We start from the raw sequence: 18,962 nt of genomic DNA on the forward strand, positions 1-18,962 counted from the left end.
GGGGCTGCCGCCGGCCCAGGCCAGTCGGACGCTGGGGCTGGCGCCGGCCTTGGGGGGTTGGGCGCGGAGGGTGTTGCCGGTTCCGGTGGGTTGGGCGTGGGGTCTGCTGCGGGCCCTGGGCGGTTGGATGCTGGGGCTGGCGCCGGCCTTGGGGGGTTGGGCGCGGAGGGTGTTGCCGGTTCCGGTGGGTTGGGCGTGGGGTCTGCTGCGGGCCCTGGGCGGTTGGATGCTGGGGCTGGCGCCGGCCTTGGGGGGTTGGGCGCGGAGGGTGTTGCCGGTTCCGGTGGGTTGGGCGCGGGGTCTGCTGCGGGCCCTGGGCGGTTGGATGCTGGGGCTGTCGTCGGCGCAGGCCAGTTGGACGCTGGGGCTGGCGCCGGCCCCGGGCCGTTGGGCGCCGAGGGCGTTGCCGATTCCGGTGGGTTGGGCGCGGGGACTGCTGCGGGCCCAGGCCAGTCGGACGCTGGGGCTGGCGCCGGCCCCGGGCCGTTGGGCGCGGAGAGCGTTGCCGATTCCGGTGCGTTGGACACGGGAGCTGCTGAGGGCCCTGGGCGGTGGGACGCTGGGGCTGTCGCCGAGCCTGGGCGGTTGGACACTGATGCTGCCGACGGCCCCGGGCGGTTGGAGGGGAGGCCTGCCCCCGGCCTCGGGCGGTTGGACGCGGAGAGCGTTGCCGATTCCGGTGTGTTGGGCGCGGGGACTGCTGCGGTTCCCGGACGGTTGGACGCGAGGCCCGGCGCCGGCCCCGGGCCGTTGGACGCCGAGGGCGCTGCCGGGCCCGGTGCGTTGGGCGCGGGGACCGCTACCGGCTCTGGAGCGTTGGGCGAGGGGCCCCTCGGTCCCGCCCGTGGTGCGGCACCCGACCCGGCCCCGCCGAGCACGTCCGTGCCGGAAGCCGGCCCGGCGCTCGGCGCAGGGCCCGAACCGGTGCCTCGTCCCGAGCGGGACGCAGAGCATGGGCCTGAAGCAGTACGGGGCCCTGACTCCGTACGAGGTTCTGATTACGTACGGGGGCCTGACTCCGAGCGTGGCTCTGATTCCGTATGGGGCTCTGACTCTGACCGCAACTCCGTCTCCGCACCCGGCTCTGAACCTGTACGCGGTTCCGAGTCCGCACGTGGTCCTGATTCCGTACACGGCTCTGAGCCCGCGTCGGGCTCCGACTACGCACGTGGTCCTGATCCCATGCGCGGCTCTGAACCCGCGCCGGGCTCCGACTCCGTACGCCACTCCGAACCCGCACCGGGCCCTGACCCCGCACGCGGCCCTGACCCCGCACGCGGCCCTGACCCCGCACGCGGCCCTGACCCCGCACGCAGCCCCGACTCCGCACGAGGCCCGGCCCCTGCACGAAGCCCCGCCCCCGTACATCGGAGCGGACCCGAACCCATACCCGGCCCGCACCCTGAACCCGCCCGCCCCAAGTCTCAGCCCGAGCCCGAGCCCGAGCCCGAGCCCGAGCCCGAACGCGGCGGCGCGGCCCCGGACTCCGCGGCAGCCACCCCCGACCACCCCGCATCGGCAACGGCGACCCATCACCTCCCCTGGAACCCGAATTCCCCAGGGGAATCGCCGACCCCCGCCTACCTGGAGGCCCCCCGCGTCCCGCCCAGGCCCGATCCCCGGCAGCCGGACGACGTACGCGACGCCATCCCGCCACCGCCACCGCCACCGAACCTCACACCCACACCCACTCCTACTCCCACACCCACCCCACCCCTCACCCCAACCCCGACCGCTCGCGTCCCGGCCACACCCGAGGTCAAGGCGCCCGCGCCCGAAGCGGTCGCCTCTGCTCCCTCCAACGGCACCCCGCCCCCAGCGACGGAGAACCCCTCTCGCGCCTCCAACGCCTCCACCGAGCTCGCCTCCCGAGCCAGTTCAGAGGTCCGCTCGCCCACCCCGGCCGGCGATTCCGGTGGCGCGGCACCCCGCCGCAACGGCGTCTCCCTGGTGCGCTCCGAAGCGGTGACCGAGCGGCGGCCGGCGCCGGCGCCGGGCCCCGCACCCGGCGGCCCCGGTCCCGGTCCCGGCCCCTACGGCGCCAGGCCTCCCACCCCTCCCGCCATGCCGCCCGGCGAACTCCCCGGCCCCGCGGTCCCGGCCGTACGCCGACGCGGGCGGCATCGCCGTACGACTCTCATCGCCGCCGTCGCAAGCGTCGCCGCCGGCGCCGTCGTGGCGGTCGTCCTGGTGGCCAACTCCGGTTCGCCCGAGGACGACAAGGCAAGCTCCTCCCAGTCGCCGCTCTCCTCGGCCGCGTCCTCCCCGGGCGCCGGCCCCTCGTCCACGGTGGAGGGCACGTCGAGGCCGCAGAGCCTGCCGCCCGGCGCGCGCCGTGAGGCGGGCGGGTTCGCGTGGGCGCCGCCCGAGGGCTGGCAGCGGGACGTCAAGACCGGGTCGGAGGTGCACTACACGTCACCGGACGCCAAGCAGGAACTCGCCGCCAAGTCCTCCCTGGCCCGCAACGACCTCATGGACTCCTGGCAGAAGTCGGAGCAGAACGCCCAACAGGGCCGGGACTACAACAAGATCCGCCTGGAGCGGACGACGTTCCGCGGACACCCGGCGGTGGTCTGGGAGTACACCTTCACCCTCAACGATCTCCCTTGGCACGCCCGGCTGCTGGGCTTCACGGTCGACGGGAAGTCGTACCAGATCAACACGTGGTACCAGCCGGACATGGAAGAGCAGGCACTGAAGACCTACGAGAAGGTGAAGGAGAGCTTCACCGTGCTGTGAGCGCAAAAGCCGAGGGGCCCTCGAAACGCGCAAGCGTCCCAAGGGCCCCTCGGCCTGTTTCTCAGCCCGACTCTCAGCCTGTTCCTCAGCCCGAGGCCGAGGGAGGCAGGGGTCAGCCGGTCCGGGTCAGCCGGTCTTGACCTCGTCGCGCGGCGCGTCCGACGCGGCAGCGGCCTCGACACTCGCGGGGCCGTGTCCGCCGCCGCGCACCTTCTGCTTGACGAAGGCGACGACCAGCACGAGCGCGGCCACCAGCAGCGACAGCAGCACGGTCTTGCGGCCGTCGTGCTCGGTGTCGGTGAGCATGTAGCCGAGGACGAACACGATCAGCGCGGCCGTGGCCCAGGTCAGATACGGGTACAGCCACATCTTCACGACCAGCTTCTCCGGCGCCTCGGCCTGGATGATCTTCCGCATGCGCAGCTGCGAGAAGCAGATCACCAGCCAGACGAACAGCGCGACCGCACCGGAGGAGTTGACCAGGAAGAGGAAGACGGAGTCCGGGAACTTGTAGTTGAAGAACACGGCCACGAAGCCGAACACGACGGACACGAGGATCGCCGTGCGCGGCACGCCGTTGCCGGTCGTGCGGCCGAAGGACTTCGGCGCGTCACCGCGCTGGCCGAGGGAGAAGGCCATGCGGGAGGCGGTGTAGAGGCCGGAGTTGAGGCAGGACAGCACCGAGGTCAGCACGATGAAGTTCATGATCTGACCGGCGTGCGGGATGCCGAGGGAGTTGAGCGCCGCGACGTACGAGCCGTCGTCGGCGATGGACTTGCTGTCCCACGGCAGCAGGGCCACGACGACGAAGATCGAGCCGAGGTAGAAGACGGCGACACGCCAGATGATGCTGTTGGTGGCCTTGGTGACGGCCTGCTGCGGGTTCTCGGACTCACCGGCGGCGAGGGTGGCGATCTCACTGCCCATGAAGGAGAAGACGACGAGCAGCACACCGGTGAGGATGGCACCGGGCCCGTTGGGCAGGAATCCGCCGTGCTCGGTGAGGTTGCTCAGCCCGGCCTGCTCGCTGTCGACGCCGGGCAGCAGCCCGAACACGGCCAGCCCGCCGATGATGATGAACGCGGCGATGGCGACGACCTTGATCCCGGCGAACCAGAACTCGAACTCGCCGTACGACCCGACGGAGACGAGGTTGGTGGCGGTCAGCACCACCATCACGATCAGGGCCCAGCCCCACTGCGGGACGGCCGGGATCCAGCCCTCCAGGATCACCGCACCGGCGGTCGCCTCGACCGCCAGCACGACCACCCAGAAGAACCAGTACAGCCAGCCGATGGAGAAGCCGGCCCAGCTGCCGAGCGCGCGGTCGGCGTGGGCGGAGAACGATCCGGAGGTCGGGTTCGCCGCGGACATCTCACCGAGCATCCGCATCACCAGCACCACGAGCGTGCCGACGAGGGCGTACGAGAGAAGGATGCCGGGGCCCGCGGTGGCGATACCGGAGCTGGACCCGACGAAGAGTCCGGCGCCGATGACACCGCCGATGGCGATCATGGACAGATGGCGGTTCTTGAGCCCGGCCTGTAGACCGTGGCCGCCTGCGGCCGGTTCGGCCGATCCGGCCGATTTCTGGGTCGGCTGCGAAGTCATGGAACGGATTTCCTTTGCGCCGTGGTGAGCGGTCCTCGTACTAGCGGGGTGCATGAGGCGTACGAGTCGGACCAGTGAATCGGAGGAGAACGGATTCGGGAACCTTTGATTCGGGATTGTTACTTGAGGTTTTCTTGAGCTTCCATGGTGTGCGTCACATTTGATGCGATTGACACCCGGCGCTGCTGCCCCGAAACACCCGTGTCACACTCATTCCATGCGCGTGTATCTCGGCTCCGACCATGCGGGCTTCGAACTCAAGAACCACCTCGTCGACTGGCTCAAGGCGGCCGGCCACGACCCGGTGGACTGCGGCCCCCACATCTACGACGCCCAGGACGACTACCCGCCCTTCTGCCTCCGCGCGGCGGAGAAGACGGCCGCGGACCCCGACGCCCTCGGCATCGTGATCGGCGGCTCGGGCAACGGCGAGCAGATCGCCGCCAACAAGGTCAAGGGCGTCCGCGCGGCGCTGGCCTGGAGCGAGGAGACGGCCTCCCTCGGCCGCCAGCACAACAACGCCAACGTCGTCGCCGTGGGCGCCCGCATGCACACCCAGGACGAGGCGACCAAGTTCGTCGAGACCTTCCTCAACACCCCGTACTCGGGCGAGGGCCGCCACACCCGCCGCATCGAAATGCTCTCGGCCTACGAAACGACCGGCGACCTCCCCCCGATCCCGCCGCACCACCCGCAGCAGTAGTCACAGGCGCCACAGGACGGCGCCTGAAGACGCCGGTCCAGCACTTCAGCCTGTCCGGCGTTTGAGGACGAGGCCCGTTCAGGGCCGAAGCGGGGGTCTGGGGGCGGCAGCCCCCAGGTCCGGGGTCGAAGGGGCGGAGCCCCTGGAGGACGGGAAGGGTAGGGGCGGCGGGGGCGAAACATCCCGCCGCACCGCCGGCAGGCACCCGCACACCAACAAGGAGCCACCGTGCCCGAGGGCCACACCATCCACCGTCTGGCCCAGGACTACGCCACCGCATTCCTCGGCACCACCCCCCGCGTCACCAGCCCCCAGGGCAAGTTCTCGGACGCCGCGGCCCTCCTCGACCGTGCAGAACTCACCCGCACCGAGGCCCACGGCAAACACCTCTTCCTCGCCTTCCGCGACACCGACTGGGTCCACATCCACCTCGGCCTCTTCGGCAAGGTCAACTTCGGCGACGCCCCCGCACCCCCACCCACGGACACCGTCCGCCTGCGCCTCGCGAACACCACCGCGTACGTCGACCTCCGCGGCCCCACCACCTGCGCCCTCATCACGCACACGGAGAAGCAAGCGATACACGACCGCCTGGGCCCGGACCCCCTCCGAGCGGACGCGGACCCGCACACCGCCTACAGCAGAATCTCCCGCAGCCGTACGACCATCGCCGCCCTGCTGATGGACCAGAAGGTCATCGCCGGCGTCGGCAACGTCTACCGCGCCGAGGTCCTCTTCCGGCACCGCATCGACCCGTACCGCACGGGCAAGGACATCACCCCCGCCCAGTGGGACGCCATCTGGACGGACCTCGTCGACCTCATGCGCGAGGGCGTCCGCAACAACCGCATCGACACCGTCCGCCCCGAGCACACCCCGGAGGCGATGGGCCGCCCGCCCCGCGTCGACGACCACGGCGGCGAGGTCTACGTCTACCGCCGGGCCAACCTGCCCTGCCACATCTGCGACGGCGAGATCCGCACCGCCGACCTGGCCGCCCGCAACCTCTTCTGGTGCCCGAACTGCCAGACACCGTGACCGACCCCGCAACCGATCCCCGCGACCGGTTGACCCGGCGTCAGAACCCGTGCGGCAGCCACGGAGCCACCGTGGAAGCGAACCCCACGGACGCCTCCGCCAACGCCCCCTGCCGCAGCTCCCGCACCCGCCCGGCGCCACCCAGCGCCGCCAGGCTCACGCCGCCGAGATAGGCCGCCCCCAACTCCCGTACGGACAAGGAGAGATCGGCGGCGTCCGTCGTACGCTCGCACGACGCACCCTTGGCATCCCCCATCAGCCGCCAACGCCCCGAGTTCCAGGGGCAGAAGGCGTCCTCGACCTCGAACACGACGTCCACCGGCGCCTGATACGTCCTCGCCGCCAGCGCGTGCCCGACATCCACCAGCCGTACGTGCAGGGCGTCCTTCACCCGTACACCGCACCGCCGGATGTCCGAAACCTGGTGCTGCCACGCCTCGTCCACCGGCCGTGACCGCACCGTCACCTTGGACGTCAGGTCGATGCCGAACAGGAACCGCCACAGCGCCGCCTCCGCCGCCGGGGTCAGGGCCTGGACGTCCCGCAGGTGCACGGCACCACAGGGGCCGTTGCCGTCCCACTCCGGCTTGACGCCGAAGCGTGCGTACCCGACGACCTCGCCGTCCAGCTCGGCCAGCACGCACTGCAGTGGCGACGCGCCCTCCCGGTCGCTCTCCGGGTCGAGCAGCCCGAGCCGCTCCCAGCCGGGCAGCCGCGCGAGCATCCCCGGCCGGGCGGACACCTTGCGTGCGTACACCGCCTCGCACACGTCGAGGACGTCGGCCGGTACGGCGTAGCGCAGACGTACGTCGTCGGTGCCGGTCGGCACGGACAGCCGCACGCGCGCGGTGTCGATCTCGGCGCTCACCTGGAAGGTGCCGACGCCGTAGCCGAACCGGCCGTAGATCTCCGGCTCGGAGGCGGTCAGTACCGCGACCGGCCAGCCCCACTCGCGTACGTCGTCCAGCTGCCGGCGCATCATCGACGTAAGGACGCCGCGCCTGCGGTGCGTACCGGCGACGCTGACCATCGTGACCCCGGCGGCGGGCACGGCGGCTCCGCCGGGCACGGTGAGCCGGAAGCTGAACGCGCCGGCCGTCCCCACGCAGGTGTCCCCGTCCCAGGCGCCGAGGGAACGGTCGAGCTCGGTGAGGGAGTCCCACAACTCCCGCTCCTCGGCTGCCTCCGGGACTCCGCTGAAGGCGCGGATCAGGCCGTCGTACCAGATGCCCCATTCGTCCTGCCGTAGCACCCGCAGGTCGGGGCCGGTGGCGACCGGACGGTCGCTGCCGCTCGCACTGTCTTTCGCCATGAAACATGCCTACCAGGGCATTGCGGGACGAGCGAGGGAATTTCTCGGTGCCGGGGCCAAGCCGGCTTTCCGTGAAGTTCACTGTGAAGTCGAACCTCGGACGGGGGACAAGTGGGACCTCCCGTGCCAAGCAACTGGTCCGATGGATAGGGTCCCGAACTAATGGCAGCAGGACGAGAGCGGCGCACGGTGGCCGAGACGTTCACGGCCCGGTTGAAGATGCAGTGGCACCGGGCCCGCGTCGGCGTGCGCAGAAGCGCTGTGGACTACTTCCGCGGTGACGGCTCCGACTGGATCGCGCTGGCCGGCCTGCTGCTGACGGTCCCGCTGATCTGCGCCCTGACGATGGCCAACCCGGTGTGGTTCTCACCGGCCGCGCTGGTGCTCCCCATCGTCGCCGGCGGACTGCTGCTGCGCCCGGCGAGCCTGCTGGGCCTGTACGCGGCGGCGGCCACCGGCCTCATCGTCGAGTCGGTGCAGCTGGGCCCGTACACGGAGGGCCCGTCCCGCGTCACCCCGGGCGTGGTCCTGGTCGTGGCGGCGTGCGGCTTCTTCGGCCTGCTCATCGCGCAGTTCCGCAGCCGTGTGGGCGTGCCCTGGCGGCGCGGCGGCACGATGCTCTTCGACCTGCGCGAACGTATCCGCGTCCAGAGCAAGTTGCCGCAGCTGCCGCACGGTTGGCATCGTGAGATGGCCCTGCGCCCGGCGGGCGGCCAGTCCTTCTCGGGCGACTTCGTGGTGGCGGCCCGCACCAACGGCGGCCGCACCCTGGAAGTCGTCCTGACCGACGTCTCGGGCAAAGGCATGGACGCGGCCTCCCGCGCCCTCCTCCTGTCAGGGGCCTTCGGCGGCCTGCTCGGCAGCCTGCCCCCACACGCGTTCCTCCCGGCGGCCAACGGCTACCTGCTCCGCCAGGACTGGGACGAGGGCTTCGCCACGTCCATCCACCTGGTCCTGGACCTGGACTCGGGCGACTACGAGCTCTACTCCGCGGGCCACCCCCCGGGCCTCCAGCTCAGCGCGGGCAGCGGCCGCTGGGAGGAGAAGGCCGCCGAGGGCCCCCTCCTCGGCGTGTACGACGGCGCCCAGTTCGACCCCGTGAAGGGCTCCCTCCGCCCCGGAGACGTACTGATGCTGTTCACGGACGGCCTCGTCGAAACTTCGGACCGCGACATCGTCGAGGGCATCGACCGCCTCACCGGCGAGGCCGACCGCTACGTCGCCGGCGGCTTCCACGGCGCCGCCTGGCACCTCATCGAAGCGGTGGCGAAGGACGTCAACGACGACCGAGCCCTCCTGCTGATCTGCCGAGAGGGCCCAACGGCTCAGACAACACTGCCGCACTGACCCACGGGGGCTCTGTCCCCAACCCCCCACCCGTAGGGCGCTCCGCACGCACGGTCCTTTTCGGCGCCGGGCCAGGCATTTCAGCCCGTCCGGCGTTTGCGGACGAGGCCGTTCAGGCCGATGGCGGGGGCGGGACACTGGACGCGTGACCGAGACCTCCAGAACCCCGCTGTCCCTGACCGCCGTAGAGGACATCGCCCGAACCGCCCACGCAACCCAGACCGACAAGGCCGGACACCCCTACACCGAGCACCTCGCAGCCGTGGCAGAAGGCGTCCGCACACGCGGCGGCGACGAAGACCAGATCGCCGCAGCCTGGCTCCACGACGCCGTGGAGGACGACGCCCTGACCGCCCAGTGGCTGGAAGAGGCCCCCCTGAGCCCCCGCACCAAGGCCATGGTGCTGGCCCTCACCAAGCGCCCCGGAGAACCCCCCGAGGCCTACGCCGCCCGCATCCTCGAAACCCCCGGCGCACTCCTCGTGAAGCAGGCAGACCTGGCCCACAACGCCGACCCCAACCGCCTCGCCACCCTCGACGAACCGACCCGGAAACGACTGACCGAGAAGTACGCACGGATGCGCGCACTTCTCGGTCTGAAAGCCGACTGATGTCCCACTACTCGATTCAGGCGTTGACCTTCTCGCGAGCGGCGGACCCCTCCCGCTTCTCCCGCTCCCGAGCCAACTCCGCGGCATCCCGCTTGAACGCCCACTCCATCTTCGGCTCCATCGCGAACCGGAACACCCGCTGCACGGGCGCGGTGCACAACAGCGTCACGCCGACGGCCGCGAGCACGGTGACGAAGATCTCGCCGAGCGGCCGCTCCAGCCAGGCGTGCTCGAACCAGCCCTGGTAGTCGCCGGCCTTCACCACGAAGCCGTGCAGCAGATAGCCGTACAGCGTGCCCGCGCCGAGCGCCGTGAACCACATGTGCCGGCGCGGCACCCACGCGAAGAAGCAGGCCGTCAGCAGCAGCGAGCAGCCGAACATCGCCAGCACCATGACCGGCCCGCTCCACCACGGCGCGGCCAGCTCCTGCGCGGCGTCACGGTGGTAGAACCACGCGGTGTTCATCCGCGGCACCGCCCACCAGGCGAAGGCCAACGCGACCGCTCCTACCGGCACGGACAGCATCCGCACCGTGCGCGTGCGCACCATGTGGAAGTGCTCGGCCTTCATGATCAGGCCCAGCACGAAGTACGGCAGGAACTGCAGGACCCGCTGCAGATCCAGGTCGTCGCCGATCTCCGGGGTGACGGTCCCCGCCATGGCGAGGCCGAGCGCGATCGGCAGCGGCCAGCGCACCATCTTCCAGATGGGGGTGGTCATCCGCCAGATGAACAGCGCACACAGGAACCACGTCAGGTACCACGGGTCCAGCAGGCTGATGTTCTGGCTGGGGTCGTCGTCGATCCAGCGCTTGAAGAGCGGGTAGGCCGTCTCGAAGACGACGTACGGCACGGCGACGCCGGTGATCAGCCGCTTCAGCCGGTTGGGGCTCGCGTCGAAACTGCGCGAGAAGAAGCCGGAGATGATGATGAACGCCGGCATGTGGAAGGTGTACACGACGGTGTACACGGCCTCCAGGATGCGACTGTCGCCCTTGATCGGCTCCCAGGCGTGGCCTATGGCGACGAGCACGATCGCCAGGTACTTGGCGTTGTCGAAGAACGCGTCGCGCTGCTTGGCACCGCCGGACGCGGGTCTGTTGTCCGCCTGAGCCTTCTTGTTCTGAGGCGAGCGCGGACTCGGCACTCCGTCCGCCGACGACTCTGCCGGGGGGAGTGGCGCTCTGTTGTGGCCGTGCGGTCGCAGCGAGTTGTTCACAGACCCTCCCACCGGAAGCCGGGGGAGTAGATCCAGGCCCTCGCTGCGCATGCGGGGGACGAGGCAGCATGGAACATCTGAGGCACCCTAGCGTTGCCTATGGGATTTCGTAAAACCTGCGAGGTCGTTCCGGGTTATTGCGTTCGAACTCGCGTGTACAACGAACATGCACCTGGCAGACACCTGTTGGACACCCTCCTTGTCCGGATTCATCCCGACTAAAAGGTGCATATGGTCAGGAGCCGACTCCGATGGAATGATCAACTCATCCACAATTCGAATTGCCGACGAACACGTTGTGTGCCGATGGAAACGAACCCGTCGAATTCTCTCCGCCGGTGTTCCCCCGAATTGCTGTACGCGCGCAACGCGAGAGGTGACCGCGTCCGACGCACCCGCACAGATCCGGCACAGGTGTGGCGAACGAAACGTCACGTGCCGCATAGCGAGGCCCGGTTGGTGGCACGATGGTTCTGGCGGGGGTGCGCGGGGTTGCATCCCAGGGCCGGGAGAGCGGACCGACCGAGGGTGTGATCTGTTGTGGCCATTTCGCTGTCAGTGGTGTTGCTGTTGGCGATCATCTTGGTGGTGCTGATCCGTGGCGGATCCCTGAAGGCCGGCCCCGCCGTCGTCGCCGTGCTGTTCGGCTTCTTCCTGGCCTCGACAGGCATGGCCGACGACATCCAGCGGTTCCTCAACTCGATAGCGGAGACCATCAACTCGATCCAGTTCTAGGGTCCGTGAGCGCGGCTTCCGGGGCCCCTGGGGTGCCCGGAAGAGTACGGATACCCTCGTTCGGGATCGTCGAACGGTACGGAACGGGGGGAACGTACGGGATGGCGCTGCGCGAGACGGACCCGGCGCAGGCGGGTGGCTACCGGATCGAGGACCGTCTCGACCCCGGCGGCATGGGCGTGGTCCACCTGGCCCGCTCCGCCTCCGGCCGCCGCCTCGCCCTCAAGGTGGTGCAGGCGCAGCACGCCGCCGCCGACGACGAGTTCCGCATCCTCCCCCACTCTCGGCTTCGCGCGAGCGGGGGGACCCCCATCGCCGCGAGGTGGTCGCCGCCCACCAGGTCAGCGGCGCCTTCACCGCTCCCGTCGTGGACGCCGACGCCGCGCCGCGCCCCTGGACGGCCACGCTCCACATCCCGGGCGAGGACCTCGGTACCCACATCCGCCGCCACGGCCCCCTGCCGCTGCCGAAGTTGCGCGAACCCGCCGCCGGCCTCGCCGAGGCCCTGCGCGACATCCATCGCGCGGGGATGGTCCACCGGGACCTGAAACCGGCCAATGTGATGCTCGCCGAGGACGGCCCCCGCGTCATCGACTTCGGCGCCTCGGACGTTCTCATCCGAACTGGCCATGATGGGGGTACCGCCCGACTTGCTCCCCTTCACTCACTTTTGACTGGGAAATAACCCGAGTCCCGCCCCACGCCGGATGAGTTACTGGGGCTGCTGCGCGACGGCCGTATGCCGGAGCCGAGGCGGCCGGAGCCGACGCCGGCGGACGAGGAGACCTCACCCCCACGACCGCCCAGGCGCCGCAGACGCCTGTGGTCGGCCATCACGCTGGGCGCCGCACTCCTCACCGCTGCCGGAGCCGAGGCGGCCGGAGCCGACGCCGGCGGACGAGGAGACCTCACCCCCACGACCGCCCAGGCGCCGCAGACGCCTGTGGTCGGCCATCACGCTGGGCGCCGCACTCCTCACCGCCACCACCGTCGCCGTAACGGGTGACGACTCCGCTCCCGCCGACCTGCCCGCCGGCTGGCAGGCCTGGCACATGAGGTCGAAGGGCCCGAGCGTCGACAAGGAGCCGATCGGCCCCGGCGGTCCCTTCAATCGCTGTATCGCCTCAGGTACGTCGCTGGTCTGCGCGGGTGACGAGGTCATGGCGACCCGGTTTCGCCCTGGCCGACGGCAGTAACACGTGGGCGCGCCTCATCGACGCGACCCCCGATCCGGCAGCAGCCGCTCCAGCGGCCCTGCGACAGCTCTGGGGGAGCAACTCCACCGTGGAACATCCGGGGCCCCCGACCGCCTCCGCCACTCACCTCTACCTGGCGTCCCCCAGCGGCACGGTCGACTTCCCCGGCATCTCCGCCCCACCGGTCCTCGTCGGCGACGCCTCTACGTCCCGTACGGCATCCGTTCGGGCTACACCGTGGACGTACGCAACCTCTGACCCGGCCGTGCCTCAAGCCTCTCGGAAACGATCAGGGCCAGGCGGAGGAATCATCCTCTGACCTGGCCCTGAGCCGTATGGAGCGGGCGACGGGAATCGAACCCGCGTAGCTAGTTTGGAAGACTAGGGCTCTACCATTGAGCTACGCCCGCACGCGACGCGCCGCAGGTCAGGTGACCGCGGCACCGAAGGCATCGTAGCGGGTCGGCACCCCTCGCCGCACACCCCGTTAATGCGGGGGCCGCACTGCTTGTAGCCATGTACCCTACGTGTCGCACCAGCACGGGGTGTGGCGCAGCTTGGTAGCGCGTCCGCTTTGGGAGCGGAAGGCCGTGGGTTCAAATCCCGCCACCCCGACCAGGACCGGTCAAGACCGGCCACACGCGCGACGACCTCGTGTGATCGCGTCCAGTGATCGCCTTTGGGGCGTGTCGCCGCTGCCGTTACTATGCAAGCTGCACGCCCGTGTGTCTCTCCATCTGATGAAGTCCTCCCGGGCGGCGAAATCCGCCGGGCCAGTCTGGTCCCGGCAGAACCCCAGAAGTCAGCCACAAGGAGACCGAACCGTGAAGAGCGCCGTGGAGACCCTGAACCCGACTCGGGTTCGGCTCACTGTCGAGGTGCCCTTCGAGGAGCTCAAGGACAGCCTCGACGCGGCGTACAAGAAGATCAACCAGCAGGTCACGGTGAAGGGCTTCCGCAAGGGCAAGATCCCGGCGCGCGTCATCGACCAGCGGTTCGGCCGTGGCGCCGTGCTGGAGGAGGCCGTCAACGACGCGCTGCCGAAGTTCTACACCGAGGCGGTCAACGAGGCCGACCTCAACGTCCTGGGCCAGCCCGAGGTCGACATCACCGAGCTGAAGGACGGCGAGACGCTGAACTTCACCGCCGAGGTCGACATCCGCCCGACCATCGAGATCCCGGACTACTCCGGCATCGAGGTCGAGGTCGACGCCGTCGAGGTCACCGACGAGGACGTCGAGAAGTCGGTCGAGCAGCTCCGCGAGCGCTTCGCCTCCACCTCCCCGGTCGAGCGTGCCGCCGAGGACGGCGACGTCGTCACGATCGACCTGCAGGCCAAGGTCGACGACGAGGTCCTGGAGGACGGCGTCGCCGAGGGCGTCTCCTACACCATCGGCTCCGGTGAGCTGCTGGAAGGCATCGACGACGCCGTGAAGGGCCTCGAGGCCGGTGCCGAGGCCACCTTCGCCTCGGAGCTCAAGGGTGGCTCGGCGGCCGGCAAGGAGGCCGAGGTCACCGTCAAGGTCACCCAGGTCGCCGCCCGCGAACTGCCCGAGCTGGACGACGAGTTCGCGCAGCTCGCCTCCGAGTTCGACACCCTGGACGAGCTCAAGGCCGACAGCCGCAAGCGCCTCGAGAACATGAAGCAGTACGACCAGGCCACGCAGGCCCAGGAGCGCGTCCTGGAGAAGCTGCTGGAGCTCGTCGAGGTGCCCGTCCCCGAGAAGCTCCTCGAGGACGAGATCAACACCCGTAAGCACAACCTCGAGCACCACCAGCTCGGCCAGATGGGTCTCGACCTCGAGAAGTACCTCGAGATCCAGGGCAAGACGGTCGAGGAGTTCGACGCCGAGACCAAGGAAGCCGCGGTCAAGGGCATCAAGACGCAGTTCGTCCTCGACGAGCTCGTCAAGCAGGAGAAGCTGAACGTCAACCAGGAGGAGCTCACCGAGCACCTCATGCGCCGCGCCGCCTCCTCCGGCATGTCCCCCGACCAGTTCGCCCAGGCGGTCGTCGAGGGCGGCCAGGTTCCGCTCCTGGTCGGCGAGGTCGCCCGCGGCAAGGCCCTGGCCGTCGTCGTCGAGAAGGCCGTGGTCAAGGACACCAACGGCGAGGTCATCGACCTGGACGACGAGGACGAGACCGAGCAGGCCACGGAGACGGTGGAGGCCGCCGAGGGCACCGCCGACGCCGCCGACGAGGAGAAGTCCGAGGGCTGAGCCCACGGCACCTTGTAAGCCGTACGGAGGGCCCTGGGGGAGCACAACACCCCAGGGCCCTTCGACGTACGGTGGGAAGGTGCCCTTCCGGGGCGCCGGGCCCGCCCACGCAGCGCAGGCATGCGCTCACAGCGAACACCCCTGGAACCGGGATTGCGCCGCAGGTGCCGCGCGTTAGGGTCCATGAATACGAGGGCAGGGGAGTCCCCGAAATGGCTCCAGCCCGCAGGGAAACGTGAGACGGCCCGGCGCCGTCGCAAGACGAGCAGGTGGATACGTGACGAATCTGATGCCCTCAGCCGCCGGCGAGCCTTCTATCGGTGGTGGCCTCGGCGACCAGGTCTACAACCGGCTGCTCAACGAGCGGATCATCTTCCTCGGCCAGCCGGTCGACGACGACATCGCGAACAAGATCACCGCACAGCTGCTGCTCCTTGCCGCCGCGGACCCCGACAAGGACATCAACCTCTACATCAACAGCCCGGGCGGCTCGATCACGGCCGGCATGGCGATCTACGACACCATGCAGTTCATCAAGAACGACGTGATGACCATCGCCATGGGCCTCGCGGCGTCCATGGGCCAGTTCCTGCTCAGCGCGGGCACCCCGGGCAAGCGGTTCGCCCTTCCGAATGCCGAGATCCTGATCCACCAGCCTTCCGCCGGCCTCGCCGGTTCGGCGTCGGACATCAAGATCCACGCCGAGCGGCTGCTGCACACCAAGAAGCGCATGGCCGAGCTCACGGCCCAGCACACCGGCCAGTCGGTCGAGCAGGTCACCCGTGATTCGGACCGAGACCGCTGGTTCGACCCCGAGGAGGCCAAGGCGTACGGCCTCATCGACGACGTCATCACCACAGCTGCCGGCATCCCGGGCGGCGGCGGCACCGGGGCCTGACCGCCCCGTGGGACCGAATCGGCCCCAGCAAGCCCCTCAGCCGACCGCCACAGCTCCTAGGAGACAGACAGTGAACGACTTCCCCGGCAGCGGCCTGTACGACCGCACGCGCGCCGAGTACACGGGTCCCGCCGCCGAGTCCCGCTACGTCATCCCGCGGTTCGTGGAGCGCACCTCGCAGGGCATCCGCGAGTACGACCCGTACGCGAAGCTCTTCGAGGAGCGCGTGATCTTCCTCGGCGTGCAGATCGACGACGCCTCCGCCAACGACGTCATGGCGCAGCTGCTGTGCCTGGAGTCGATGGACCCCGACCGGGACATCTCGGTCTACATCAACAGCCCGGGCGGCTCCTTCACCGCGCTCACGGCCATCTACGACACGATGCAGTTCGTGAAGCCGGACGTTCAGACGGTCTGCATGGGCCAGGCGGCCTCCGCCGCGGCCGTGCTGCTGGCCGCCGGCACGCCCGGCAAGCGCATGGCGCTGCCGAACGCCCGTGTGCTGATCCACCAGCCGTACAGCGAGACCGGCCGCGGTCAGGTCTCCGACCTGGAGATCGCTGCGAACGAGATCCTTCGGATGCGCTCGCAGCTGGAGGAGATGCTGGCCAAGCACTCCACCACGCCGATCGAGAAGATTCGCGAGGACATCGAGCGCGACAAGATCCTCACGGCCGAGGACGCGCTGTCGTACGGGCTGATCGACCAGATCATCTCCACCCGGAAGATGAACAGCGCCGACGTTCGCTGACGCGGACCCGGTAGTGTCTGCTGCCCCTTGGCACGGTTTGGGACGGTGCACGTCAAAGTGAACCGCGCCAAGGGGGGCCCGAACGGGGGGCCAGGCAAGGTACCGTCGACATAAGGCAGCACCAGGAGCCGCTGGATTCGAAAACGTCCAGTCGTCTCCCAGGCGAAGGGGAAGCACACCGTGGCACGCATCGGTGACGGCGGCGATCTGCTCAAGTGCTCGTTCTGTGGCAAGAGCCAGAAGCAGGTCAAGAAGCTCATCGCAGGCCCTGGTGTGTATATCTGCGACGAGTGCATCGATCTCTGCAACGAGATCATCGAGGAAGAGCTCGCGGAGACCAGTGAGGTCCGCTGGGAGGAGCTGCCCAAGCCGCGCGAGATCTACGAGTTCCTCGAGGGCTACGTGGTCGGCCAGGAAGCAGCCAAGAAGGCGCTCTCCGTCGCCGTCTACAACCACTACAAGCGCGTGCAGGCCGGCGAGAACGGCGGCGGTCAAAGCCGCGAGGACGCCATCGAGTTGGCGAAGTCCAACATCCTGCTGCTGGGCCCCACGGGCTCCGGCAAGACGCTGCTCGCCCAGACCCTGGCCCGCATGCTGAACGTCCCCTTCGCCATCGCGGACGCGACCGCGCTGACGGAGGCCGGGTATGTCGGCGAGGACGTCGAGAACATCCTGCTGAAGCTGATCCAGGCGGCGGACTACGACGTCAAGAAGGCCGAGACCGGGATCATCTACATCGACGAGATCGACAAGGTCGCGCGGAAGAGTGAAAATCCGTCGATCACCCGGGACGTCAGCGGTGAGGGCGTCCAGCAGGCCCTGCTGAAGATCTTGGAGGGCACCACGGCCTCGGTCCCGCCGCAGGGCGGCCGTAAGCACCCGCACCAGGAGTTCATCCAGATCGACACGACGAACGTCCTGTTCATCGTGGGCGGCGCCTTCTCGGGCCTCGAGAAGATCATCGAGTCGCGGGCCGGCGCCAAGGGCATCGGCTTCGGCGCGACGATCCGCTCCAAGCGTGAGCTGGAGGCGAAGGACCAGTTCGAGGACGTCATGCCGGAGGACCTGGTCAAGTTCGGCATGATCCCCGAGTTCATCGGCCGCCTCCCCGTCATCACCTCGGTCCACAACCTGGACCGCGAGGCCCTGCTCCAGATCCTGGTCGAGCCCCGCAATGCCCTCGTCAAGCAGTACCAGCGCCTCTTCGAACTCGACGGCGTGGAACTCGACTTCGAGCGCGAGGCCCTGGAGGCCATCGCCGACCAGGCCATCCTCCGCCAGACCGGCGCGCGCGGCCTGCGCGCCATCATGGAAGAGGTCCTGATGTCGGTGATGTACGAGGTGCCGTCCCGCAAGGACGTCGCCCGGGTCGTCATCACGGCCGACGTCGTTCGCTCGAACGTGAACCCGACGCTGATCCCCCGGGACGCGCGGGGGCGGGGGTCGGGGGAGCAGAAGACGGCGTAGCCGTACCGCAGTACCGCAGACGTACGAAGGGGCCCCGGTCGAGAGACGGGGCCCCTTCGTAGTTGGCGCGTGCGGCGTCAGGCCTTTTCGCGGACTTCCTGGCGCAGCTTGCTGGTGAGGTCGACCGCGGTGTCCTTGCCGACGCCCGTGCCGGTGTTGTCACCGGGCGAGACCATGGCGACCGTGCTGTAGTCGGCCCAGGCGCAGAACCAGTCGGTGGACTGCTTCTTGGTGAGTGCGTTGGTGGACTTGGTCGACTGGCACTTGGCGACCGCGCCGTCGATCTCGACCTCCTCGGGCTCGCCCACCAGCTCGGCGTTCCGCATGGTGGGCGAGTCGTCCGAAGAGCTCTCCTTGACCTCCTTCTGGATGGAGGCGAAGAACTTGTCCAGGGTCGACTGGGGGTCCGCGATCTCTCCGTAACCGCCCACCATCGTGACGCCCTTGGCGGCGAGCAACTCCGCCTGATCAGGAATGGTGGTGGGGTCCTGCGGGTCGTAGTCGCTGAAGTCGGCGGTGGACCAACTCCCGACGACGACCGTCCCGTTCTTGACGCCGCTCTTCTCCATGTCCTTCACATCGTCGGCGTCGGAGGACTGGTTGCTTTCACCGACCCGCTTGTACTCGCTGAGCACCGTCGCCGGCGTAGCCAGCTTGTGCGCCCCGTCGTCCTCGAGGCCCGCGCCGCCGCCGCTGCTGCCGCCCAGCACGAAGTACGCCCCCACGCCGATCGCGACCACGACGGCCACGGCGCCGATGATCAGGCCCGCCTTCTTGCCGCCGCCGCCCGGGGCCGGGGGCTGGGGCATGCCGTACGGCTGCTGCTGGCCGTACTGGGGCTGCTGGCCGTAGGGGTTCGGCTGCTGGGGCGGGACGCCCGGGGGCTGCTGCGGGTAGCCGTAACCGGGCTGGGGCTGGGCCGGCGGGGCCTGCTGGGGGTAGCCGTAGCCGGGCTGGGGCGCCTGCGGCGGCTGGCCGTACGGGCCGGGCTGCTGCGGCTGGCCGTACGGACCGGGCTGCTGGGGCTGCCCGCCGTACGGGCCCGGCTGGTTGTAGCTCATTTCTGGGTTCCCCTCCAGATGCTTATGTGTTCCTGACATCCTGGCCCAGACTCAGG

General features: G+C 69.5%; 14 protein-coding genes, 2 tRNA genes and 1 pseudogene. 12 read left to right on the plus strand and 5 right to left on the minus strand.

Annotated elements, in window-relative coordinates:
- Positions 1-1,182: 1,182 nt before the first annotated feature.
- The gene (locus tag OG331_RS32585) at positions 1,183-2,739 is read left to right on the plus strand and encodes a hypothetical protein (protein ID WP_406210428.1); all 1,557 of its coding nucleotides are present in this window, start codon (positions 1,183-1,185) and stop codon (positions 2,737-2,739) included.
- A gap of 126 nt (positions 2,740-2,865) precedes the next feature.
- On the opposite strand, the gene OG331_RS32590 is transcribed toward OG331_RS32585, so the two are convergent.
- Positions 2,866-4,350, minus strand: a complete 1,485-nt coding sequence (locus OG331_RS32590) for an amino acid permease (protein ID WP_406202798.1) — start codon at positions 4,348-4,350, stop codon at positions 2,866-2,868.
- 217 nt (positions 4,351-4,567) lie between these two features.
- Here OG331_RS32590 and OG331_RS32595 point away from each other — a divergent pair, with 217 nt between their 5' ends.
- Entirely contained in the window at positions 4,568-5,053 is a 486-nt protein-coding gene (locus tag OG331_RS32595; protein ID WP_406202800.1) for a ribose-5-phosphate isomerase, read from the plus strand.
- Positions 5,054-5,281: 228 nt separating this feature from the next.
- The gene (locus tag OG331_RS32600; RefSeq protein WP_406202802.1) at positions 5,282-6,091 is read left to right on the plus strand and encodes an Fpg/Nei family DNA glycosylase; all 810 of its coding nucleotides are present in this window, start codon (positions 5,282-5,284) and stop codon (positions 6,089-6,091) included.
- A 40-nt stretch (positions 6,092-6,131) separates the two neighbouring features.
- On the opposite strand, the gene OG331_RS32605 is transcribed toward OG331_RS32600, so the two are convergent.
- On the minus strand, positions 6,132-7,403 hold the full coding sequence (locus OG331_RS32605; protein WP_406202804.1) for a GNAT family N-acetyltransferase: 1,272 nt from the start codon (positions 7,401-7,403) through the stop codon (positions 6,132-6,134).
- Positions 7,404-7,565: 162 nt separating this feature from the next.
- Here OG331_RS32605 and OG331_RS32610 point away from each other — a divergent pair, with 162 nt between their 5' ends.
- Together OG331_RS32610 and OG331_RS32615 are read left to right on the plus strand one after the other, a co-directional pair.
- Entirely contained in the window at positions 7,566-8,750 is a 1,185-nt protein-coding gene (locus tag OG331_RS32610; RefSeq protein WP_406202806.1) for a PP2C family protein-serine/threonine phosphatase, read from the plus strand.
- A 145-nt stretch (positions 8,751-8,895) separates the two neighbouring features.
- On the plus strand, positions 8,896-9,360 hold the full coding sequence (locus tag OG331_RS32615) for an HD domain-containing protein (RefSeq protein WP_406202808.1): 465 nt from the start codon (positions 8,896-8,898) through the stop codon (positions 9,358-9,360).
- 16 nt (positions 9,361-9,376) lie between these two features.
- Here OG331_RS32615 and OG331_RS32620 read toward each other — a convergent pair whose 3' ends face one another.
- Positions 9,377-10,507: an acyltransferase family protein gene (locus OG331_RS32620; RefSeq protein WP_406202810.1), complete on the minus strand. Its 1,131-nt coding sequence runs from the start codon at positions 10,505-10,507 to the stop codon at positions 9,377-9,379.
- Between the two features lie 612 nt (positions 10,508-11,119).
- Here OG331_RS32620 and OG331_RS32625 point away from each other — a divergent pair.
- Both OG331_RS32625 and OG331_RS32630 read left to right on the plus strand, forming a co-directional pair.
- Positions 11,120-11,314: a hypothetical protein gene (locus tag OG331_RS32625; RefSeq protein WP_030044846.1), complete on the plus strand. Its 195-nt coding sequence runs from the start codon at positions 11,120-11,122 to the stop codon at positions 11,312-11,314.
- 101 nt (positions 11,315-11,415) lie between these two features.
- Positions 11,416-11,921: pseudogene (locus OG331_RS32630) on the plus strand (protein kinase domain-containing protein); the annotation flags it as partial.
- Positions 11,922-12,846: 925 nt separating this feature from the next.
- Here the strand turns inward: OG331_RS32630 and OG331_RS32635 are convergent.
- Positions 12,847-12,920 (minus strand) — tRNA-Gly (locus tag OG331_RS32635).
- 131 nt (positions 12,921-13,051) lie between these two features.
- On the opposite strand from OG331_RS32635, the gene OG331_RS32640 reads away from it, so the two are divergent.
- The 5 genes from OG331_RS32640 (at position 13,052) to clpX (ending at position 17,845) form a co-directional block, all read left to right on the plus strand.
- A tRNA-Pro gene (locus tag OG331_RS32640) sits at positions 13,052-13,128 on the plus strand.
- A 206-nt stretch (positions 13,129-13,334) separates the two neighbouring features.
- Positions 13,335-14,729: a trigger factor gene (tig, locus tag OG331_RS32645; protein ID WP_406202812.1), complete on the plus strand. Its 1,395-nt coding sequence runs from the start codon at positions 13,335-13,337 to the stop codon at positions 14,727-14,729.
- Between the two features lie 277 nt (positions 14,730-15,006).
- The gene (locus OG331_RS32650) at positions 15,007-15,627 is read left to right on the plus strand and encodes an ATP-dependent Clp protease proteolytic subunit (RefSeq protein WP_328881648.1); all 621 of its coding nucleotides are present in this window, start codon (positions 15,007-15,009) and stop codon (positions 15,625-15,627) included.
- Between the two features lie 70 nt (positions 15,628-15,697).
- On the plus strand, positions 15,698-16,378 hold the full coding sequence (locus OG331_RS32655) for an ATP-dependent Clp protease proteolytic subunit (RefSeq protein WP_406202814.1): 681 nt from the start codon (positions 15,698-15,700) through the stop codon (positions 16,376-16,378).
- Positions 16,379-16,558: 180 nt separating this feature from the next.
- A complete protein-coding gene (clpX, locus tag OG331_RS32660; RefSeq protein ID WP_406202816.1) occupies positions 16,559-17,845 on the plus strand; it encodes an ATP-dependent Clp protease ATP-binding subunit ClpX in 1,287 nt (428 codons plus the stop codon).
- A gap of 77 nt (positions 17,846-17,922) precedes the next feature.
- Here the strand turns inward: clpX and OG331_RS32665 are convergent, their stop codons facing one another.
- Positions 17,923-18,906 (minus strand): hypothetical protein, encoded by a 984-nt coding sequence (locus tag OG331_RS32665; protein WP_406202818.1) that lies wholly within the window; start codon positions 18,904-18,906, stop codon positions 17,923-17,925.
- Positions 18,907-18,962 lie beyond the last annotated feature (56 nt).

It is taken from the genome of Streptomyces sp. NBC_01017 (genome assembly GCF_045162795.1).
In the GTDB taxonomy this organism is placed as follows: domain Bacteria; phylum Actinomycetota; class Actinomycetes; order Streptomycetales; family Streptomycetaceae; genus Streptomyces; species Streptomyces machairae.